This is a genomic window from Pseudomonas sp. A-R-19 (genome assembly GCF_019956575.1).
Classification (GTDB): Bacteria; Pseudomonadota; Gammaproteobacteria; order Pseudomonadales; family Pseudomonadaceae; genus Aquipseudomonas.
In genome coordinates this window covers 17,838-33,295 of record NZ_JAHBDR010000061.1, presented here as the reverse complement: position 1 = coordinate 33,295, position 15,458 = coordinate 17,838, and the positions used below count along the sequence as shown (strand labels likewise).

The 15,458-nt window shown below is 61.6% G+C and carries 17 protein-coding genes; 10 read left to right on the top strand and 7 right to left on the bottom strand.

Going from position 1 to position 15,458, the window contains the following annotated elements; genetic code table 11:
- Window positions 1-43: 43 nt before the first annotated feature.
- The 6 genes from KGA88_RS17680 to KGA88_RS17655 form a co-directional block, all read right to left on the bottom strand.
- Window positions 44-262 (bottom strand): DUF4287 domain-containing protein, encoded by a 219-nt coding sequence (locus tag KGA88_RS17680; RefSeq protein WP_110662087.1) that lies wholly within the window; start codon window positions 260-262, stop codon window positions 44-46.
- A gap of 110 nt (window positions 263-372) precedes the next feature.
- Window positions 373-894, bottom strand: coding sequence for a cytochrome C (locus KGA88_RS17675; protein ID WP_110662088.1), 522 nt, complete (start codon window positions 892-894; stop codon window positions 373-375).
- 223 nt (window positions 895-1,117) lie between these two features.
- Window positions 1,118-1,639, bottom strand: coding sequence for a methylamine dehydrogenase light chain (locus tag KGA88_RS17670; protein WP_007978110.1), 522 nt, complete (start codon window positions 1,637-1,639; stop codon window positions 1,118-1,120).
- An 18-nt stretch (window positions 1,640-1,657) separates the two neighbouring features.
- Entirely contained in the window at window positions 1,658-2,284 is a 627-nt protein-coding gene (gene mauD, locus KGA88_RS17665; RefSeq protein ID WP_110661145.1) for a methylamine dehydrogenase accessory protein MauD, read from the bottom strand.
- Window positions 2,285-2,289: 5 nt separating this feature from the next.
- Complete coding sequence (locus tag KGA88_RS17660; RefSeq protein ID WP_223593132.1) at window positions 2,290-2,829, bottom strand: MauE/DoxX family redox-associated membrane protein; 540 nt, start codon at window positions 2,827-2,829, stop codon at window positions 2,290-2,292.
- Between the two features lie 11 nt (window positions 2,830-2,840).
- Window positions 2,841-3,989, bottom strand: coding sequence for an amine dehydrogenase large subunit (locus KGA88_RS17655; RefSeq protein WP_223593130.1), 1,149 nt, complete (start codon window positions 3,987-3,989; stop codon window positions 2,841-2,843).
- 413 nt (window positions 3,990-4,402) lie between these two features.
- Here KGA88_RS17655 and KGA88_RS17645 point away from each other — a divergent pair, with 413 nt between their 5' ends.
- From KGA88_RS17645 to KGA88_RS17635, 3 genes are read left to right on the top strand one after another with little or no spacing between them, the layout of a single operon-like run.
- The gene (locus tag KGA88_RS17645; protein ID WP_411740853.1) at window positions 4,403-6,262 is read left to right on the top strand and encodes a PAAR domain-containing protein; all 1,860 of its coding nucleotides are present in this window, start codon (window positions 4,403-4,405) and stop codon (window positions 6,260-6,262) included.
- The gene (locus tag KGA88_RS17640; protein WP_223593128.1) at window positions 6,255-6,911 is read left to right on the top strand and encodes a DUF2931 family protein; all 657 of its coding nucleotides are present in this window, start codon (window positions 6,255-6,257) and stop codon (window positions 6,909-6,911) included. Before KGA88_RS17645 ends, KGA88_RS17640 begins: the two co-directional genes overlap by 8 nt.
- On the top strand, window positions 6,898-7,596 hold the full coding sequence (locus KGA88_RS17635; RefSeq protein WP_223593126.1) for a DUF2931 family protein: 699 nt from the start codon (window positions 6,898-6,900) through the stop codon (window positions 7,594-7,596). Before KGA88_RS17640 ends, KGA88_RS17635 begins: the two co-directional genes overlap by 14 nt.
- 224 nt (window positions 7,597-7,820) lie before the next feature.
- Here the strand turns inward: KGA88_RS17635 and KGA88_RS17630 are convergent, their stop codons facing one another.
- Window positions 7,821-9,293 carry an ATP-binding protein gene (locus KGA88_RS17630; RefSeq protein WP_223593124.1) on the bottom strand — a complete coding sequence of 491 codons (1,473 nt, stop codon included), beginning with the start codon at window positions 9,291-9,293 and terminating at the stop codon, window positions 7,821-7,823.
- A 337-nt stretch (window positions 9,294-9,630) separates the two neighbouring features.
- On the opposite strand from KGA88_RS17630, the gene KGA88_RS17625 reads away from it, so the two are divergent.
- From KGA88_RS17625 to KGA88_RS17595, 7 genes are read left to right on the top strand one after another with little or no spacing between them, the layout of a single operon-like run.
- A complete protein-coding gene (locus KGA88_RS17625; RefSeq protein ID WP_223593115.1) occupies window positions 9,631-10,794 on the top strand; it encodes an acyl-CoA dehydrogenase family protein in 1,164 nt (387 codons plus the stop codon).
- Window positions 10,795-10,825: 31 nt separating this feature from the next.
- Window positions 10,826-11,197, top strand: a complete 372-nt coding sequence (locus KGA88_RS17620) for a hypothetical protein (RefSeq protein ID WP_057715413.1) — start codon at window positions 10,826-10,828, stop codon at window positions 11,195-11,197.
- 3 nt (window positions 11,198-11,200) lie between these two features.
- Window positions 11,201-11,671, top strand: coding sequence for a nuclear transport factor 2 family protein (locus KGA88_RS17615; RefSeq protein WP_223593112.1), 471 nt, complete (start codon window positions 11,201-11,203; stop codon window positions 11,669-11,671).
- Window positions 11,668-12,816, top strand: a complete 1,149-nt coding sequence (locus KGA88_RS17610; protein WP_223593110.1) for an amidase — start codon at window positions 11,668-11,670, stop codon at window positions 12,814-12,816. The genes KGA88_RS17615 and KGA88_RS17610 overlap by 4 nt, the downstream gene beginning before the upstream one ends.
- Before the next feature lie 23 nt (window positions 12,817-12,839).
- Window positions 12,840-14,123, top strand: coding sequence for an aromatic ring-hydroxylating oxygenase subunit alpha (locus tag KGA88_RS17605; RefSeq protein ID WP_110661755.1), 1,284 nt, complete (start codon window positions 12,840-12,842; stop codon window positions 14,121-14,123).
- On the top strand, window positions 14,120-14,620 hold the full coding sequence (locus KGA88_RS17600) for an aromatic-ring-hydroxylating dioxygenase subunit beta (protein WP_223593108.1): 501 nt from the start codon (window positions 14,120-14,122) through the stop codon (window positions 14,618-14,620). The genes KGA88_RS17605 and KGA88_RS17600 overlap by 4 nt, the downstream gene beginning before the upstream one ends.
- A 10-nt stretch (window positions 14,621-14,630) precedes the next feature.
- Window positions 14,631-15,371, top strand: coding sequence for an SDR family NAD(P)-dependent oxidoreductase (locus KGA88_RS17595; protein WP_223593106.1), 741 nt, complete (start codon window positions 14,631-14,633; stop codon window positions 15,369-15,371).
- The last annotated feature ends 87 nt before the right edge of the window (window positions 15,372-15,458 follow it).

Genomic DNA, 15,458 nt, shown 5'->3' with positions numbered 1-15,458 from the left:
TTACCCGGCACCATCGACAGCGCAGACAAGGATGGACGCGTGGCTAGGCGCTTTTGCTGGCGGCCAGATGATAGGCAACCAGCGCATTGGCGTGGCCATGACCCATGCCGTGTTCGGTTTTGAGCCAGGCCACCAGTTCCATATGTTTCTTGTCAGTGATGGCTTTGAGCAGGTCCAGCCAATGGCTGATCGGCTGCCCATACTTTTTTTCAATAGACGGGAAATACGAAGCCGGTCCTTTGGTTTTTGTCTCTTCGGTCACGATGCAAACTCCCTTTCCAAATTGTGAGTTCGAATGCAGCGCTGATTACGTTACTTATTTGCCGTCAACGCGTCCACCATCCGAGTGGTCGAACCTGGAGCACGTCGTTCTCAGTAATTCATCCCGTCATCGATCGCGATGCCCTGGGCTCGCATGGCCTTGATCAACTCGCCACGGGTGCCGGGCAGGTTGAGCATGGTCTTGGCGCGCAACGCCGTGACTTCTTCGGCGGTGTAAGGCTGATAGTCGGCCGGCACGCTTTTGCCAGCCATGCCGTCCTCGCGCATCAGCCAGTTGAGCAAGTCCGCCAGTTGCGCGTTGTTCAACGCCGACTGCGACATGCCCGGTACCCGCACGAGGAATTCGCGGCCACCGGGGACTTTCAGGAAGTTGCCGACAAAGCCCTTCATCCGTGGTGTGTCGTTGGCGGCGGAACCCGTGCCGTCGCCCAGGTGGCAACCGGCGCATTGCAACTGGTAGTTCACGCCGACGCTGTACCCGGCCTGGGCTATCGGGGTTTGCGCTGATTCATTGCCCGGCGCGTGATGCTGGTTCGGATCGGGAATGGCCCGTGCCTGGGCGAGCGGGGCGCTCAAGGCGCAGACGAGACTGAGCAATATCAAACTACGCATGTAACCCAACTCCGCTGATGACCGGTTTGGCACCTGTAGGAGCGAGCCTGCTCGCGAAGGACGTCAACGATAACGCGGGCTATCTGGTTTAACGCGTCGCCCTTGAGTTCTTCGCGAGCAGGCTCGCTCCTACAGGTACACACACACAAAGCAGTAAAAAAAGAAAAGCAGCCACAGGAAAAAAAGCCGCCGGTTGCGCGAGCAACCGGCGCAAAGAGCGCGTTTAGACGGCGACGCCGCGGATAACCGAAACGGTGCAGTGGTAGATGTGCGATTTGGCGGCCAGGCACCAGTTCACATCGTTGTTGTTGAACGGGCGGTAAGCCGGTTCTTCACTGTCGTTACGGGTGCAGGCGCACTGGGCGCAGCTTTGCTTACCGCAGCAGTCGTTATAGGAAATGATGTAGTCCTTGCCATCGGCCGGGTTGCGGCAGGTGCCGATCCAGGTCACTTGCGAGGCTTCGGTGCCCGGAGGGCAGGACGTCACCGACCCGCCGCAGCAGCTGCACAGAAAGCCGTCGATGGAGCAATAGCGCCAGTAGTCGCAGCTGTTCGGATCACCCGGGTCGCCAGCTTGTGCGGGCTCCGCGGCCAGGGCCTTGCTGGTGCGGTCCAGGGGCAGCAGCAGGGGCAGGGCGGCACCGGCCACCATCAGCGAACCCATGCGCGACAGCAATTTACGGCGCGACGTGGTGTCGGCCACGCGGCGGGTCGAACGCTCAAACAACAGATCCAGCAGTTTCATAAAGGTCTCCCTGCCTTATCAGTGGCTATGGCCGTGGCTGTGGTCGTGATCGTGGGTGTGCGGCTGGGCATTGAGGTACTGCTGCAGCGTCGCGTGCTTGAGGTGCTCGACCTCGAACAGGCTGTCCAGGTGCTCGCGGGAGTTGACCAGGCCTTTGGCGCGCAGGGTGCCGGCCTTGTCGATCAGCGCGGCGTACGGCAGCTTGCCGATCTGGTAGGTCATGCCGACTTCCGGGCCGACCACATAAGTCGCGTCTTCCAGTTTGTGTTCGCGGATCAGCGCTTGCTGGGCGTCCATGTCGCCGTCGCTGACGAACACCACGTCGAGGTTGCCTGCTTGTTCCTTGGCGATGGATTTGATCGCCGGCAGCAGCGACTTGCAGATCGGGCAGGTCGGCGAGAGGAAGAACAGCAGTTGCGATTTCTCGCCGGCATAACCGAAGTTCACCGGGCGACCGTGACGGTCGGAGGCGGTGATTTGTGGTGCGGCTTCATTGACCGCCACACCTTTGTCAACCATCAGCGCGCCAGCCGGGGCCAGGCGACCGTGCAGCACGCCAATCTGCCGCACCAGGCCCATGACGACAAACGCCACGGCCACCAGCAGCACCCAGAGCAGAACGTTGGAAACAATCAAGCCTTCCATTTGGATTACCTACCAATCAATTTGAGCAGAAGAGGGGAATTCGCCAGCAAGCCATCGGCAGCGGCGTAGATGAGCAGCGCGACAGCGGCGGCGGCCAGGGTCACGAAACCATCGAACAGGTTGAGGTCGCGGGCCACCGGCGCCACGCTGGCCACCAACGCCAGGGCTACCAGTGCACTGTTGCGTGCCAGCAGTACCGGGCGCAGTGGTTGCGCCTGGTCGGGACCGGCGCAACCGCAGTCGATGTCCGCACGACCACGCCACAGGTTGATGCCGATGGCGGCGGCGTACAGCGCCAACAGGCTGGCGGCACTGAACGCGGCGTAGCCACGGCTTGCCGGTACCAGCAGGGCAAAGGCGATGGCCAGTTCCAGCAGCGGAACCAGGCGTGCCGTTGGGCGCACCAGCGCATCGGGCAGCAATTGGTAGTCCGCCAGTTGCCGGGTGAAGCGGGCCGGTGCGCGCAACTTGTGGGTCGCGGCACTGGCCAGCAACACCGCGATGGCGATGGCGCTGGCAATGATGAAGATCGGATCTGTGTGCATGGCCGAACCTCTTAGTAGCTCAGGACCTGAGTCGCGGTCTTCGCGACTTTCGGCATACTGCCGGTGAGCTTGTTGGTTTTCAGATCGAAAATCTGCAAACCGCCTTCCACGTCCGCACCCAGCAACAGCGGCTTGTCGTCGCCAGTGGCCTGCATGCTCCACACCGGAACCGGGGCTTCCAGGGTCGCTACCTTCTTGTGGGTCTTGAGGTCAAACGCCCAGATCAGCGGGCTTGGGTCTTCCCACTTCATGGCTTCGTGGGCGTCGTGCATCAGCACGTACAGACGATCCAGCTTCGGTGCCACGGCCATCAACTGCCAGCCACCCGGCGCCCAACCGGCCTTCTTGTCTTCGTCGGAAACCAGTGACCAGGACGGCAGGATCTTCGGCGCATCGCCGGCGAAATCCACCGGGCGCACGGTGCCGGTCGTGGTGGTGAAGTAGTAGGTGTCGCCGACGTTGACCGCGCGCTCTACCAGTTTTTCCGCGTTCGGATCAAAGAACGGCGTGCGGCTGCGCGCGGTTTCCTGGCCCTGGTCGTTGAGGGTCACCACTTGCAGGCTGCCATCGCCGCACAGCGAGGCGAAGCGGCGGTTGCCGACCGGGTAGTTGAGTACGCAACCGGGGATGGCGATTTCCGTGGCAACGGCCTTGGCCTGGGTGTCGACCACGGTGACCGAGGTCGACGGGGTGAAGTTGTAGACGTAGACGAACTTGTCGTCGCCGCTTGGCTTGAGCGAATAACGCTGGGTCAGCGATTCGGCGCGCTTGTTCGGAATCAGTACTTCCCAGGTCGGCGACAGGGTCGAGCTGTCCCAGGCGGTCAGCACGTCGGTACGGGTTCCACGGGTACCGCGCGAATACCAGATGTCCGCACTGTAGATAGTCTTCTTGTCATGGCTGAGGGTCGACGGCGCGGCAAAACCGGTCGGCACCATGCCGAGGATGCGCTTCTGGTCCGGGTCGACCACGGTCACGCGGCCAGCCACGAAGCTGTCGAACTCGACGTCGATGACAAACGCGCGGTGAGCTTCGGGTGGAAACGCCAGAACGGTCTGGCCAATCGTACCGGCGGGCAAATCCGCGCGGGCACTGTTCAAACCGAGTACAAGCAGGCTCAGGCCTAGCGCTGACTGTACGGAGATCCTGTTTGTTCGCATAAGGGGAACTTCCTGAATTGTTGGTAACGCGGATCGCGGGTGCTTTGGCAGATTTTTACCCTTTGATTCTGCCGTGCCCCGCGATCGGGAGAGTTGCCCTGCCTGCCAAGTGTTTGTGTGTCTGTGCCAGTGTCATGAAATCCGTGCCAAAGCCTGTTATTGCGGGGCTTCGCGTTCGTTCTTCCGGTGGTTAAAGACGGTGGCGCGTTTGATTTTCGTCCGCGTCTGACAGGGTGGCGCGACTTTTCCTATTTACTGCGCAGGGCTGCGTCTTCAGGGTTGGCGGCGTTTCAAATTGAGACCCAATTTTTCAATCCAAGGACCTGGAACATGAAAATGCGCACGCCATTTCTGTTGTCGTTTATCCATTCAGTCACGTCAGGATTCATCCGCCGCACCGAAGGGGTAGCCCCATGAGCCGTGGCGTAGTCAACGGTCTGGGGCAAGGGCTGGACGGTGACCGGACCACCACTGGTGCTGTGTGCATCAGCAGCCTGCCCAGTGCGCGACATGGGGGCCGTGCAGTGTTGCGGCTCGGGGATGTCACGAGCCGGTGTCCCAAGTGCGGCGAGACCGGTGTGATTGTTGACAGCATGCCCGCCATGGTATGGCACGGGATTGCCACCGTGCTCGACGGCGCGACAGTTCGGTGTGGTTGCCCGCTGGGCAAAAATCGGTTGATAGCGCCGGTGGAAACCTACGCTCGTTCTGGTCTCGGTGGGGAATCCCCGCAACCGATGGCGCCAGTGCCAAGACCCCACGACTCAGCCCCGGCCGCGGCGCGACCGGCCACGCAACCCTCGGTGGAAAACCTCGAAGAAGAGGAGGAGGAAGAGGAACTGCAAGCAGGCATTACCCTGCGCCTAGGTTTGTTCTTCGATGGCACCGGCAACAATCTCGCCAACAGCGAAGCGGCGGCCGGTTGCTATGCCGTCAACCTGGGGATGCAACCGGAGATGGCCGAAGACATCCGCCAGCACTGCGCCCGGTTTGGCTATGACGGTAATGGAGCCGTGCCGGATAACAGTTATGGCAATGACGTGACGAATGTGGCGCGGTTGCATGAGTTGTATCCGGACCAAAGCGAGGAGCAGTTGCAGCAAAGTACCGAAAGGGCATACATACCTGTTTACATTGAAGGTATCGGTACCAGTAGTGGTGAAGGTGATTCCATTTTTGGGCAGGGCACTGGAAAAGGCCAAACGGGTGTTGTTGCGCGTGTAGAGCAGGTTCCAACGTTGGTTTTGGATAAATTGCGTCGTTTTCGTGCGGCCAATCCTCAGCTTGAAATTGGTCGTATCGAAATCGATCTGTTCGGCTTCAGTCGAGGCGCGGCAGCGGCGCGGCATTGCGCCAACGACTTGCTCAAGGGCAAGGACAGTCTGCTCGCCAAGGCTCTACCAGCGGGTTCGCCATTGCTTACAGCTGACTTTACTTGGCGCCACCGCAGCGATTTTAGCCTCAATTTCATCGGCCTGTTCGATACCGTCGCTGGCATTGTCTCGTTGCGCGATGGTGACTTCAGCCCGCACAACAACCATAACCACGGGCTCAATTTGCGACTCGCACCCGGTATCGCCCGCAAGGTCGTCCACCTGGTGGCTCGCGATGAGTATCGCCACAACTTCTCGCTGAATCAGGCTGAACTGGATATCGAGCTCCCCGGTTGCCACTCGGATATCGGCGGCGGTTACCTGCCACTGGCCATGGAAAAGCTCCTGCTGAGCAAACCCGACACCAGTTTTGAATTTGACCATCTCCCCAATGAGCGCAGCGACGCCTACTGGCGTGCTCGGCAACGTTTCGGACATGAATCAAGTCACTGGCTGAGCTATGTGCCACCCGACGGGCTAAGCATCGCCACCTGGTCGGTGGTCACCCAGCGCCGCGTTCGCGATACGCTGGCAGAGAAGCGAGTGTATGCCGCCATTGCCAGTCAGCGTCAGGTTCGAGGGGCGTTGGCGTTGGTGTATTTGCGGATTATGCGTGAGTGGGGTTTGCGCACCGGGGTACCGTTTAAAAAACTACCCGACACACCTGCGTTTGCCTTGCCGGAGGAACTTCAACCTATCGCTATCAAGCTACAGGCCTTCGCCCTTGGTGAGCGATATATCTCGTTGACCGCCGAAGAACACGCGCTGCTGCGCCGTCGCTACATCCACCTTTCAGCGAACTGGAATGCGGCCAAAGGCTGGAACAACAGCGATCTGGACGTGGTGTTCATCAACCGTCCGGCCGAGGGTAACCAGCGCGTGGAGCACCCCAATGAATAAGCTCAAAGCAATGCTGTTGTTGGGGGCGATGCTCTGCCTGAGTAGCTGCGCCACAGGCTCCAGTCGCCTGCCTTATGATGCTTGGTACCTGGGCTTGTTGGCGCCCAATTACATGGAGGTGTGGATCGAAACCGCCGATGCGGTGGATGTGCACGACCGTGTGTTTCGTCGTGCCATGAGTGGCGTAGCCGCAATTAATACGCCGAGTAACCTCAAGGGCAATCCACGGGGGTGGCCAAATTACCCTGGCGCAGGCAAGGGCAAACATGTACGAGGTGCCGACCTGCCTCGATTGATCTATGTGCGCTGGCAATCGTTGGTGGAGCCTCAGACTTATGAGGCTTATATCCCGATTCCTGAGGCCACCCGACAGGCAATGGTCAAGGGAGAAAGGGCCTTTTGCTCCTTCGACGGCAAATGGATCACCGACTACCGCTACATGCTCACGGTCGGCCTGGCCCCCGGTGGCGTGACTAAAACCTGGATCGGCGGGCCCTGTCTGCCGCCTGTTGAAGTAGCAAGGGTGGTTGGCGAGGTCGTAAAAGTGGGCCCAAGTGGAGGCCGAAGCGGTGGTCGCTATGCATTACCGCTGGAGCCTTCATCCAAGGCCTACATCGAGAAGTACGGGGTTCCATATGGTTCCTGGTGATCCCCTCCTGAAAAATGTGCGAAACAATCCAGTGAATGGGCTCACGGCACCGTTGTTTTTGGGGCTGGTACTTTGCCTGGCTGGCTGTACCGGTTCCCCCAACCGCTTGCCTTACGATGCCTGGTACCTGGGCTTGTTGGCGCCCAATTACATGGAGGTATGGATCGAAACCGCCGATGCGGTGGATGTGCACGACCGTGTGTTTCGTCGTGCCATGAGTGGCGTCGCCGCAATTAATACGCCGAGTAACCTCAAGGGCAATCCACGGGGGTGGCCAAATTACCCTGGCGCAGGCAAAGGTAAACATGTACGAGGTGCCGACCTGCCTCGATTGATCTATGTGCGCTGGCAATCGTTGGTGGAGCCTCAGACTTATGAGGCTTATATCCCGATTCCTGAGGCCACCCGACAGGCAATGGTCAAGGGAGAAAGGGCCTTTTGCTCCTTCGACGGCAAATGGATCACCGACTACCGCTACATGCTCACGGTCGGCCTGGCCCCCGGTGGCGTGACTAAAACCTGGATCGGCGGGCCCTGTCTGCCGCCTATTGAAGTAGCAAGGGTGATAGGTACTGTCGTGAAAGAAGGACCTTACAGTGGCACCTCTAACGGCCAGCATCGGCCGTTATCGGAAACGTCCAGAGCTTACACCGAGAAGTACGGGATTCCTTATGGTTCCTGGTGAGAACTGATTGTGTGTCTGTGCCAGCCACATGAAACGCAAATCGAGCGAACCGGACTTGCCAAAAAGCACACTGTGGCGAGGGGGCTTGCCCCCGTTGGGTCGCGAAGCGGCCCCCAACGATCCTGCAGGCAGACCGAGTCGCCTGAATTTGCGGCGGCTTCGCCACCGAACGGGGGCAAGCCCCCTCGCCACAGGGGTTGTGTAAGGTCAAAGGGTTGTGTAGATCAGGCGAGGGGCAGGGAAAAGGTAAACACCGCGCCGCACGGTTCGAGGTTCTGTGCCCAGATGTCCCCCCGATGCCGGCCGATGATGTTCTTGCACAGCGCCAGGCCAATGCCGTTGCCGCTGACCTTGGACGAGAAAAAGCCATCGAACAGCTTCTCTTGCGCCTGGGCCTGAATGCCACGGCCGCTGTCTTCGATGCGCACCAATGCCACATCGTTGTCGCGGCTGGCATGGATACGCAACAGACGCCGCTCGGCAGGCAGGTCGGCCATTTCTTCGATGGCGTTGAAGGCCAGGTTGAGGATCACCTGGCCGATCAGTACCTTCTCGCAACTGACCAGCAGCGGCTCGGGCGCGGTGACGACTTCCACGCGGACCAGGCTTGGATCGGCCCGCAGGCTGATGAAGTAGCGGGTTTCGTGCAGCAGTTCATTGAGGTCAACCCGTTCTTCGGTTTGCTCCAGCTTGACCACGTAGTCGCGCACGCTCTTGATGATCACCGACGCATGCTCGATTTGCCGCACGGCGCTCTGCAAACCCCAGGTGACTGCGGGGTCGGCATCGGCCACGTTGCCCAGGCGAATCACTGTTCCTTCAATGAAGTTGCGCGTCGCGGCCAGGGGCTGGCTCAATTCGTGGGCGATGGCCACGGCCATTTCACCCATGGCGTTGTAGCGCGCCAGGTACTCGAGTTTCTGCTCGCTGACCCGCCGCGCTTCTTCGGCCTGCACCTGTTCGGTGACGTCGCGGAACAGCAGCAGGTGGCCAACCAGATCGTCCTCGATCTCGATGTAGCGACAGGTTGCGTCATGCCAGCGCCATTCGCCATCGCGCCGCTGGATCTTGTAATGCACGTTGAACGGCGCGTGCTCCGGCGTCTCATGGGCAAGCTGTTGCAACAGGCGCTGGCCGGATGCGTCGTCGCACCAGGCCAGGAAGTTCTTGCCCATCAGCTGGTGCACTTCGCTGTTGAGCAGGTGCGCGCCGGAGTCGCTGATAAAACCGATATCGCCCTCGGGACCGAGCACCGCCACACCCTCGGCCAGGTCCTGCATGAAGGCCTTGAGCCGGCTCTCGAAACGCTTGAGGTCGCGCTTGACCTTGTCCTCCTTGGAAATGTCGCGGAACTGCACCATCAACACATCGCGCCCGTCCAGGTGCACCAGGGTCGCCACCGCCTCGGAAAGAATCTCCACCCCTTGCTTGGAGCGGTAGCACCACTCGATGGCCCGCTGGCCGGTGCGCGCGGCACCTTCGAGCCAGCGCAAACCCACGGAACGCCGGTATTTCGGGGCGTCGCGGGTCATGTCCGGGGCTTTCAGCGGCGTCAGCTCCTCCAGGGTAAAGCCCAGCGCCGCCAGGGCGGCGGCGTTGGCCCAGAGGATTTCCTTGGTGTGCGCGTCATGAAGAATGATGCACAGCGGCATGGCTTCGATCAGCGCATAAAAATCGTTCGGTTTTGGCAAGTACATCGCACGGCCCCTGGCGGCAGAGATTTGCAGTATGGCGTTTTATACCTGCTCGCACAGCGGGATGCGCTCAGAGGTAACCGGCGTGGGCCTAGGGGTTTTCTTTAGTGCAGGGGCTGCACGCACCAATAGTGGCGGCCGGACGCGGTTTTTACACTGGACTCCAATGCAAGGGCAACCACCGCGCTCTTTGTAGGAGCGAGCCTGCTCGCGATGGACGTCAACGATGACGCGCCCTGTCTGAATGACCGGGTTGTCCAGGCGTTTTTCGCGAGCAGGCTCGCTCCTACAGGTACCGGTTCCGCCCCCCCTAACAATAAGTAAAACGGAGAACTAGCCCATGCTGCGTTCAGCTGTCGCGCAACAAGACCCTGTGTCCGCCCCGGTCGTGCCAATGGTCGAGAGTCAGCTATTTCAGCAAGTGCTGGATGAGGTTCGTCAACGCCGCGAGGAATTCGACGCCGGCTCCCACGTGCCTCGGGACATGATCGAGCGATTCAAGCAGGTCGGTATCTACCGTGCCGCCACGCCGAAATGCTTCGGCGGTGACGCCCTGGCACCGGCGCAGTTCCTGCAAATGATCGAGCGCATCTCCGAAGCCGACGGCTCGGCGGGCTGGGTCGCCAGCTTCGGCAGCGCCGGTGTCTACCTGGCAGCCTTACCGCGGGAAACCCTGGCTGAGCTCTACGCCGAAAGCCCTGACCTGGTATTCGCCGGCGGCCTGTTCCCCTTGCAACCGGCCGAAGCAGTCGAAGGCGGCTATCAGGTCAACGGCACCTGGAAATTCGCCAGCGGCTGCAAAGGCGCAGACCTGTTGGGCGTTGGCATCGGTGCCGCTGGCGGCAAGCCGCGCACCGCTGTGTTTCGCCCGGAGCAGGTAGACATCGTCGAGAACTGGGAAGTGGTCGGCCTCAAAGGCACCGGCAGCCATGACCTGCGTGTTAACGATAAACGCGTTGAGGAGCGCTGGACCTTCATCCGTGGCGGTGCCGCGACCATCGACGAACCACTGTTCCGCTACCCGTCGATCGCCTACGCCGCGCAAGTGCTGGCGGTGGTCAACCTCGGCCTGGCCCGTGCGGCCCTCGACGAAATCAGCCGCATGGCGGGCGGCAGCGGCATCACCGGCGCGCCGAAATTGTCCGACCGCGCTTACGTGCGCATCGAGATCGCCAAGGCTGAAGCCAAGCTCAGCGCCGCGCGCGGTTTCTTCTACAACGCCACCGAACAGGTGTGGAGTTCGATCCTGGCCGGCCACCCGGTGACGCCGGAGCAGACCAGCCTGCTGCGCCTGTCCGCGATCCATGTCTCCCAGGCCGGTGCCGAAGTGGTGCAAAGCGCCTACAGCCTGGCCGGCACCACCGCCATTTACCTGCGCCATCCGCTGCAACGCTACCTGCGTGACTCGATGGTGGTGACCCAGCACGCCTTCCTCAGCGAAGGCCTGTACGACGGCGCCGGCTCGGTGTTCCTCGGCGTCCCGCCGTTCCCGGGCTACATCTGAATCCCCATTACTTTTTCAAGGAATCGCACCCATGTCGCAAACCACCCAAGAGCCATTGCGCGTCGTCTTCTGTATCGGCATCACCCAGAACTTTTTCGACCTGCCGACCGGCGAAGGCCTGAGCGTGTGGAAAGGCTTCAGCCAGATGATGGGTGACCTCGGCGCCATGCCCGGCATCACCGTGCTCGGCGCGATGGACGACGACCGCCTGATGGTCGGCCCGTCCACTACTTCGCCCTGGACCGTGTACATCATGGCCGACGTCGACTGCCATCAGTCGGTGATCGACGCCTGCAACCTGTTCCGCACCACGCCGGTCGGCCAATACAGCCTGTGGCGCTACGCCAAGATCGAAGCGCGCATCGGTCGCCCGCTGACCATTCCTGACGCGGCCAAGGTGTAAGCCATGAACGAGGCCTTGCTGCAGCGTCTGGCGACGCTCGAAGGGGAAAGCGCAGTGCGTCGTCTGATGGCGCGCTACATGGACCTGTGCGATGTGCCGCGGGCGCCGATTCACCTGAGCCAGTTGGCGCAGTTGTTCACCGAGGATGCGATCTGGGAAGGCCTCGGCACCCAGACCGCACAGACCTTCGGCCAGCATCATGGACGTGCGGCGGTGGCGACGTTTGTCGGCGGTTACCTGCCGCCGTCCGATCACTTCAAGTTGAACCTGCATTACCTCACCAGCGAGTCGATCGTGGTCGACGGCAAGGCGGCGCAGGGGCAGTGGATCATGCAGCAGATTTCCACCTATGCCGATGGCCGCAACGAGCTGTTCGGCACGCGGCTGAACATCGATTTTCGTTGTGTCGACGGCGTCTGGCTGATCGCGCATTTCCGCACGCAACGCTTGTTCAATACGGAGCTGAGTGCATGAGTACTTTCATCAGCGAGTTCCTCCTCGGTGGCAACGGCAAACGCGTTGCCATCAAGGACTCCATCGACATCGCCGGTTATCCGACCCGTTCGGGCAGCCGTGCTTTTGCCGATGCCCCGGCCGCGACGAAAAACGCCGAAGTGGTCGACGCGATCCTCGACGCTGGCTGGCAGATCGTCGGCAAGACCAACCTGCATGAACTGGCGTTCGGCGTCACCGGCATCAACGACTTCACTGGTACGCCGATCAACCCGCAAGCGCCGGATCGCGTGCCGGGTGGTTCGTCCAGCGGTTCGGCGTCGGCGGTCGCGGCCGGCCTGGCGGACATCGCCATCGGTACCGACACCGGTGGTTCGGTGCGAGTGCCGGCAGCGTGCTGCGGCATCGCAGGATTGAAGCCGACTTACGGCCGTGTCAGCCGCGTCGGTGCCCATCCGTTGGAATCGAGCCTTGATTGCGTCGGGCCGTTCGCCCGATCCATGGACGACCTGATCGCGGCGATGCAGGTGATCTGCCCGGGCTTTGAAGTGCAGGGCCTGCCAAGCGCCGGTACCAAAGTCGCCTTCCTCGAAGTCGGTTGCGACCCGCACCTGGAAGCCTGCCTGGGTGCCGCCGCCGACCGCGCCGGATGGCGGCGCGGCAACCTGCACCTCAGCGAGTTCGAAGCAGCCTTCGCCGCCGGCCTGACCGTGATCAATTTTGAAAACTGGGCGGCCTTCGGTCACCTGACCGGCAAGGGCCTGATCGGCGCTGATGTGGAGACCCGCCTATTGGCGGCCAGCCGCACCACGCGTGAAGAACTGGCCCAGGCCGAAGCTGTGCGCACAGCGTTCACCCAACAAGTGGACGCGGCGCTGGAAGACTTTGCGGTATTGCTGTTGCCGACGTTGCCGACCCTGCCGCCGACCCTCAGCGAAGCCCGCGCCGGCAGCAAGGCCGTGGCCGGCATGACCCCGCTGGTTCGGCCTTTCAACCTCAGCGGCCACCCGGCGCTGACGGTGCCGGTGGAACTCGATTGCGGCGGGCTGAAAGTCGGCCTGCAAATCGTTGGCCGAAAAGGTCAGGACGAACGGGTCTGCGCCTTCGGTGCGCAGCTGCAACTCAGCATGGCCGGTCAACGACCGGCTGCTAAAACCAAATCATAAAAAGAAGCCATGAGGAGAACCGCATGAGCACTCATGAATACCGGCTGATCGCGACGTCGAAAAGCCCCGAAGACCTGGTCCAGCATGACCGCGTCGACGTCTCGCTGTACAACGACCCGGCGCTGTTCGAAGCCGAGCTGGAAAAGATTTTCTACCGCACCTGGGTGTGGGTTGCCCACGAGAGCGAAGTGCGCAACTCAGGCGACTTCAAGACCGCCACCATCGGCCGTCGCCCGGTGATCGTCGTGCGCGACAAGAAGAACAACATCAACGTCCTGGAAAACCGTTGCCGCCACCGTGGCGCCACCGTGTGCGAGAAGCACAAGGGCAACGCCACCGGTTTCACCTGCCCGTACCACAGCTGGTCCTATGGCCTGGACGGCAAGCTGCGTGCGCTGCCGTATCCGGATGGCTACGAAGGCATCCTGGAAAAGTCCGAACTGCCGCTGACCAGCCTGCGCGTCGAAAGCTACGCCGGCATGGTCTTCGCCAGCTACAACGACGAAATCGAACCGCTGGAAGACTTCCTCGGCGGCGCCAAGCACTGGATGGACCTGTTCATGAAGCAGGGCGCCGGCTACCCGATCAAGACCCAGGGCGAACACAAATTCAGCTTCAAGGGCAACTGGAAGATCCAGCTGGAAAACACCACCGACGGTTACCACTTCCCGATCGTGCACAAGTCGTTCATGTCGTCGGTGGATGAAGAAACCTCGGAAATGCTTTCGTTCATGACTGACGAGCAAGCCGTGACCCACTCCCTGGGCAACGGCCACAGCGTGATGGTGATGGTGCCGGAACACGTCGACCTCGATCACGACGACGGCACCGAGCAGTTGCAGGAACGTTTTGCCCACGTCACCGAAGAGCTGTCGAAAACCCTGCCGGCCGATCAGGTCCGTCGCATCGTGCGCTCGCTGCACGGCGCCGGTTTCAACCTGAACCTGTTCCCCAACGTCGCCATGTCGATGTCGTTCTTCCGTGTACTGCGCCCGGTGTCGGTCACCGAAACCGAGATCCGTCACGTTGCCCTCGGCATGGACGGCGGCCCGGAAATCGCCAACCGTGAACGCATGCGCATTCACGAACACTTCCAGGGCCCGTTCGGTTTCGGCAGCCCCGACGATGCCGAGGCCTGGGACCGTGTGCAGCGCGGCTCGTATGCCGGCGTCGACGCGCCGATCCTGGTCAACCGCGGCCTGAACCGCGAAATCACCGCTGAAAACGGCGACAAGGTCAGCCACGCCACCGACGAAGGCGGCATGCGCGGTGCCTACGACATGTGGAAAAGGATGATGAGCCAATGAGCAATCACGACACCCTGAACGGTTTTTCCGGCCCGTTGGCCCAGGCCATCGAATTCATCTGGCGCGAAGCCGAACTGCTCGACCACAAGAACTACGCCGAATGGGCGACCCTGTGGAGCGAAAGCGGCAAATACATCGTGCCGATCGACCCGGACACCGAAGATTTCGAAGCGACGCTCAACTACGCCTACGACGATGCACGCATGCGTGACCTGCGCATCGAACGCCTGACCGCCGGCTACTCGCCGTCGGCGGTCGACGCGGCGAAAACCATCCGCACGATCTCGCGTTTCCGTCTGGTGGAAGCGGCTGGCGACGTCGTCGAAGTGAACTCCGCGCAGTTGCTCTACGCCTACAAGCGTGGCGTGCACACGCCGTTCGTGGCCGACCTGAACCACCGTATTCGTCTCACCGACGGCGTGCCGAGCCTGGAGCGCAAAGTGGTGCGCCTGATCAACTCCACCGACAGCCTGAGCGCGCTCGGCTTCCTTTTGTGAGGGCAACATCATGAGTCGAGTAGCTCTGGTAACGGGTGCCTCGCGTGGACTGGGCGAGTGCATCGCCCGTCGTCTGCACGCGGCGGGCTATCGCGTCGCCCTGGCCGATGTGCGTCTTGACGGCGTGCAGCAACTGGCCGCCGAGCTCGACGGCAGCGGCGCCAGCGCCGTCGCCATCGAGCTGGATGTGCGCAGCAAAGCCGATTTCCAGCGTGCCCGCGACCTGCTCGCCGAGCGTTGGGGCGGCACCGACATCCTGGTGAACAACGCCGGTGTGTCGAAGGTCGCGGCGCTGATGGACATCACGCCGGAAGAATTCGACGAGTCGATGGCGATCAACCTGCGCGGCACTTTCGTCGCCTGCCAGGTGTTCGGCGCGCACTTCGCCGAGCGCGGCTTCGGGCGCATCGTCAACATCGCGTCCCTGGCCGGGCAGAACGGCGGCACCGCCACCGGCGCGCATTACGCGGCGGCCAAGGGCGGCGTGGCGACCCTGACCAAGGTCTTCGCCCGTGAACTGGCCCCGCAAGGGGTGACGGTCAACAGCATCTCGCCAGGTCCGCTGGACTTGCCGATAGTGCGTGAAAGTGTGGCGCCGGAGCGTCTGGAGCAGATCTTGAAAATGATCCCGGCCGCCACCCTCGGTGACCCGGGGTTCATCGCCGACAGCGTGCTGCTGCTGATCGCCGACAACGCGACTTCCGTGACGGGCGCGTGCCTGGACGTCAACGGCGGCTTGTTCATGCGCTGAGAAAGCAGGGTGATTTTAGAACTTGTGGCGAGGGAGCTTGCTCCCGCTGGGTCGCGGAGCGGCCCCAAAAAATTCGGCAGCAACGAA

What these genes read in the sequence shown, in the direction of transcription:
- KGA88_RS17670 (WP_007978110.1), bottom strand. Translation starts at nt 1,639, where the DNA reads ATGAAACTGCTGGATCTGTTGTTTGAGCGTTCGACCCGCCGCGTGGCC.
- KGA88_RS17675 (WP_110662088.1), bottom strand. Translation starts at nt 894, where the DNA reads ATGCGTAGTTTGATATTGCTCAGTCTCGTCTGCGCCTTGAGCGCCCCG.
- mauD (WP_110661145.1), bottom strand. Translation starts at nt 2,284, where the DNA reads ATGGAAGGCTTGATTGTTTCCAACGTTCTGCTCTGGGTGCTGCTGGTG.
- KGA88_RS17625 (WP_223593115.1), top strand. Translation starts at nt 9,631, where the DNA reads ATGCTGCGTTCAGCTGTCGCGCAACAAGACCCTGTGTCCGCCCCGGTC.
- KGA88_RS17610 (WP_223593110.1), top strand. Translation starts at nt 11,668, where the DNA reads ATGAGTACTTTCATCAGCGAGTTCCTCCTCGGTGGCAACGGCAAACGC.
- KGA88_RS17595 (WP_223593106.1), top strand. Translation starts at nt 14,631, where the DNA reads ATGAGTCGAGTAGCTCTGGTAACGGGTGCCTCGCGTGGACTGGGCGAG.
- KGA88_RS17640 (WP_223593128.1), top strand. Translation starts at nt 6,255, where the DNA reads ATGAATAAGCTCAAAGCAATGCTGTTGTTGGGGGCGATGCTCTGCCTG.
- KGA88_RS17605 (WP_110661755.1), top strand. Translation starts at nt 12,840, where the DNA reads ATGAGCACTCATGAATACCGGCTGATCGCGACGTCGAAAAGCCCCGAA.
- KGA88_RS17645 (WP_411740853.1), top strand. Translation starts at nt 4,403, where the DNA reads ATGAGCCGTGGCGTAGTCAACGGTCTGGGGCAAGGGCTGGACGGTGAC.
- KGA88_RS17630 (WP_223593124.1), bottom strand. Translation starts at nt 9,293, where the DNA reads ATGTACTTGCCAAAACCGAACGATTTTTATGCGCTGATCGAAGCCATG.
- KGA88_RS17620 (WP_057715413.1), top strand. Translation starts at nt 10,826, where the DNA reads ATGTCGCAAACCACCCAAGAGCCATTGCGCGTCGTCTTCTGTATCGGC.
- KGA88_RS17635 (WP_223593126.1), top strand. Translation starts at nt 6,898, where the DNA reads ATGGTTCCTGGTGATCCCCTCCTGAAAAATGTGCGAAACAATCCAGTG.
- KGA88_RS17660 (WP_223593132.1), bottom strand. Translation starts at nt 2,829, where the DNA reads ATGCACACAGATCCGATCTTCATCATTGCCAGCGCCATCGCCATCGCG.
- KGA88_RS17655 (WP_223593130.1), bottom strand. Translation starts at nt 3,989, where the DNA reads ATGCGAACAAACAGGATCTCCGTACAGTCAGCGCTAGGCCTGAGCCTG.
- KGA88_RS17600 (WP_223593108.1), top strand. Translation starts at nt 14,120, where the DNA reads ATGAGCAATCACGACACCCTGAACGGTTTTTCCGGCCCGTTGGCCCAG.
- KGA88_RS17615 (WP_223593112.1), top strand. Translation starts at nt 11,201, where the DNA reads ATGAACGAGGCCTTGCTGCAGCGTCTGGCGACGCTCGAAGGGGAAAGC.